Annotated in this window: 5 protein-coding genes; 2 read left to right on the top strand and 3 right to left on the bottom strand. The window is 60.2% G+C overall.

Annotated elements, in window-relative coordinates:
* Positions 1-58 precede the first annotated feature (58 nt).
* Positions 59-580, bottom strand: coding sequence for a hypothetical protein (locus ACGFQC_RS35755; protein WP_355795772.1), 522 nt, complete (start codon positions 578-580; stop codon positions 59-61).
* Between the two features lie 201 nt (positions 581-781).
* Here ACGFQC_RS35755 and istA point away from each other — a divergent pair, with 201 nt between their 5' ends.
* Both istA and istB read left to right on the top strand, forming a co-directional pair.
* Positions 782-2,287: an IS21 family transposase gene (istA, locus tag ACGFQC_RS35750; protein WP_393289102.1), complete on the top strand. Its 1,506-nt coding sequence runs from the start codon at positions 782-784 to the stop codon at positions 2,285-2,287.
* Positions 2,280-3,077 carry an IS21-like element helper ATPase IstB gene (gene istB / locus ACGFQC_RS35745; RefSeq protein ID WP_059740757.1) on the top strand — a complete coding sequence of 266 codons (798 nt, stop codon included), beginning with the start codon at positions 2,280-2,282 and terminating at the stop codon, positions 3,075-3,077. Before istA ends, istB begins: the two co-directional genes overlap by 8 nt.
* Positions 3,078-3,082: 5 nt before the next feature.
* On the opposite strand, the gene ACGFQC_RS35740 is transcribed toward istB, so the two are convergent.
* Both ACGFQC_RS35740 and ACGFQC_RS35735 read right to left on the bottom strand, forming a co-directional pair.
* Entirely contained in the window at positions 3,083-3,400 is a 318-nt protein-coding gene (locus tag ACGFQC_RS35740; RefSeq protein ID WP_364870190.1) for an enoyl-CoA hydratase-related protein, read from the bottom strand.
* Positions 3,401-3,566: 166 nt separating this feature from the next.
* Positions 3,567-3,823, bottom strand: a 257-nt coding sequence (locus tag ACGFQC_RS35735) for an acyl-CoA dehydrogenase family protein (protein WP_393289101.1), incomplete at its 5' end; no start/stop codon positions are given.

The following is a 3,823-nucleotide window of genomic DNA, read 5'->3' as shown; positions in this document are numbered from 1 at the left end:
AAAACAAAAAGGCTCCCGCAGGAGCCTTTCATAGAACGATACGATCCAGCAGAGAAAATCACTTCTTGCCCATTGGCTCGTGCTTGTCCTTGATCATCTGGTAGTAGGTGCTTGCACCGGCCTTCGTCAGTTTCACCTCGGCGATGAACTTTTCAATGGTGTCCTTCCGGCTCACGTCCTTGACGCTCCGCATCCGCTTGTAGATTTTGGTCGCCAGCTCCATCTTCGTCGGTGTAGTCGGTGCCGCTTTCGTTGTGGGAGCCGTGACATTGAAGGTCAGCCATCCGAGGTCGGCATCACACAGTACAACTTGCCTCGCACGGCGGATATAGAGATGCAATAGGTTAAAACAATACTTCCGCTTGTTCCCGGCGAGGGTGTCCGACAACACGTGCGAATACACCTGTTCGGTCTCGTCAATCACCACAACGTCGTACTTGTGCCGAACTGGATTGAGATAGCGTGACAGGCTATCGAGACACACCACGCAGTACTTCAACACTTCATCGCGGTCCTCGTAGCTCTCCAGCTTCTTCAGATAACAGTGCATCTTGAGACGGGCAGCCAGAGATTCCGCCAAAACCTGACGGTGTACGATCAACAGGACAGACTTCCCCTCCGCCTTCCACTGTTCTACGGCCCGTTCCAGCAGAAAGGTCTTCCCAGTTGTTGATGTCCGGGCAGAACTGACCCACTAGAGCTGGAAATTTTCATCGAATTTTGACCCACGTGATTGAATGCTCTGCTCAATCTTTGAGCAGGGGATACAAAGGTGATCACGGTGGGTATATTGGCCAAGATCAGGCGGATGTATTTCCGCGAGAAGGTCCCGTTGCGCGAGATTGCGCGGCGTACGGGCCTGTCCCGAAACACGGTGCGCCGCTGGCTGCGGCAGACTGATGCCGTCGAGCCGAAGTATCCGAAGCGCGTCAGCCCGAGCGTCATCGACGACTGGGCCGCACAGCTGACAGGTTGGCTGCGTGCCGACAGTCATCGCCCGAAGCGTGACCGGCGCACCGCCCGGTTCATGTTCGAGGCGATCCGCGCCGAGGGTTACGCCGGCAGCTACGGCCGGGTGAGCGCGTTCGTGAGGCGTTGGCACGAGGAGCAGGCTGAGGCGCCTCGCAGGCAGGCCTTCGTGCCGCTCGCCTTCGAACCCGGCGAAGCCTTCCAGTTTGACTGGAGCTGCGAATACGCGTTTGTTGGCGGGCTGCGGCGACGCCTGGAGGTCGCCCACGTCAAACTTAACTCCAGCCGCGCGTTCTGGCTCGTCGCCTATCCCACACAGAGTCACGAGATGCTGTTCGATGCGCACGCCCGCGCGTTCGCCGCGTTCGGCGGCGTGCCGCGGCGCGGCATCTACGACAACATGAAGACCGCCGTGGACAAGGTTGGCCGCGGCAAGGAGCGTGCGGTCAACGCGCGCTTCGAAGCGATGTGCAGTCACTACCTGTTCGAGCCGGAGTTCTGCAACCGGGCTGCAGGCTGGGAGAAAGGCATCGTCGAGAAGAACGTTCAGGACCGGCGACGTCAGATCTGGCACGAAGCAGCGCTACGGCGCTGGGAAACGCTGGAGATCCTGAACGAATGGGTCGCTGGTCAGTGTCGTGAGGCGTGGCACATGCGGCACCCGCAGTGGCCTGAGCTGACGGTCGAGGATGTGCTGCAGGACGAGCGTACCCGGCTGATGCCCAATCCACGGCCGTTCGACGGCTACATCGAGCAGACCCTGCGAGTCTCGTCGACCAGCCTGATTCACTTCCAGCGCAACCGCTACAGCGTGCCCACCGAGTACACGAACCAGCTGGTGAGCGTGCGCTGCTATCCGGCATATCTCAGCGTCGTCGCCAACGCCCAGGAGATCGCACGCCACGAACGCAGCTTCGAGCGGCACATGACCTTCTACGATTGGCGCCACTACGTCACGCTGGTCGAGCGCAAACCCGGCGCACTGCGCAACGGCGCGCCGTTCATCACGATGCCGCAGCCGCTGCAACTGCTGCAGCGGCATCTGCTGAAACACCCGGGCGGCGATCGCGTCATGACGCAGGTGCTCGCTGCGGTGCGCGAACACGGGCTCGATGCGGTGCTGCTCGCCGTACAGGCTGCGCTGGATTCAGGACGCCCCAGCGCAGAGCACGTCCTGAACGTGCTGAGCCGGCTGAAGGCGCCCGTCACGAATGGCAGCCTCGCCACGACGAAACTCCAGCTCAAGGAAGAGCCCGCGGCCGACGTGAGCCGTTACGAGACGCTGCGCGCCAACCCACCGGAGGATCGTCATGTCTAACGATATCGCGGCCCAGCTCAAGGGTCTTAAACTGCACGGCATGGCGAGCACGTGGCCGGAGCTGCTCGCGCAGTCGCGCCACACGGACTTCGAGCCGGAGCGCTTCATGAAGCAGCTGTTGATGGCTGAAACCGCCGAACGGCAGGTGCGCTCGATTGCCTATCAAATGACCGCTGCGCGCTTCCCGGCCCACCGCGACCTGAAGGGCTTCGACTTCGCGCAGGCACACGTCGACGAAGCGCTGGTGCGCGAACTGAGCGAGCTGTCGTTCCTCGAAAGCGCGCACAACGTCGTGTTCATCGGTGGTCCGGGCACTGGCAAGACGCACCTCGCCTCAGCGATCGGAATCGAAGCCGTACAGCGCCACGGCAAGCGTGTGCGCTACTTCTCGACCGTCGAGCTGACCAACGCCCTGGAGCAGGAGAAGTCCATCGGCAAACAAGGCCAGGTCGCCCACAAGCTGATGTACGTCGATCTGGTGATTCTCGATGAGCTGGGCTATCTGCCGTTCAGCCAGACCGGTGGTGCATTGCTGTTCCATCTGCTCTCAAAGCTTTACGAGCACACGAGCGTCGCGATCACGACCAATCTCAGCTTCGGCGAGTGGGCGAGCGTGTTCGGGGATGCAAAGATGACGACAGCGCTGCTGGACCGCGTCACCCATCACTGCCACATCGTCGAAACGGGCAATGAATCGTGGCGCTTCAGGACCAGTTCTGCCAAGGCAAAGACAACAAGAAAAAGAGCAGCAAAACCAGCGGGTAACGAAGAGTTATCCACACCGGAATAGATGTACTACGCTGTCTCGGGGTGGGTCAGATTTAGATGAAATCGGTGGGTTAAGACTCGGTGGAAATCAACAATCGCTCGTATGACCGTATGAATGCTCGGTTCCTGCGTTGCTTTCGGCGTGCCGAATTCCCGGATGTCCGCTCCGGCCGAGAAGCCGCTGTCTGCCCCAGTAATGACAATGGCCCGTACACCCGCGTCGGCTGCTGCTGCGGCCATTGCCTCGACGATGGCGAGACGTGTCGTGTGCCCGAGCCCATTGACCGGTGGGTTGTCGAGCGTGATAACCGCCACGTCATCGTGCACCCTGTAGTGCGCTGTCATGTTCCCTTCCTTTGTATGTGCGGCGCACGGGACGGGGTACCGTGCATCCAGGTTGAGCTATGTCGCTGCCAGTTCGATACAGACAGCTCGATTGGATCCAAAATCAAATAAACACTCGAACGTTCGGCCTTTTTTGAAGGCGAACACGAAATTCTTGTAGTGCCGCTCATCTCGAGCCCCGATAACGGGCCAGTTCCATTCGCCCTATCTGATTGCGATGCACTTCATCCGGACCGTCCGCGATGCGCAGCGACCGTGCGGCAGCATAGGCGTGCGTCAGGAAGCGATCCTGCATTCCATAGCCCCCGCAGGTCTGAATCGCCCAATCGATGACTGTGCATGCCATGCTGGGCGCTGCCACCTTGATCATCGCAATTTCGCGTGCGGCCGCCTTATTGCCGATCGCGTCCATCTTGTGCGCAG

Origin of the sequence: Streptomyces sp. NPDC048734, assembly GCF_043198675.1 — a bacterium.
Lineage (GTDB): Bacteria > Actinomycetota > Actinomycetes > Streptomycetales > Streptomycetaceae > Streptomyces.
Note: the sequence above shows the minus strand (reverse complement) of the source record. Positions and strands in the feature narration are given on the sequence as shown.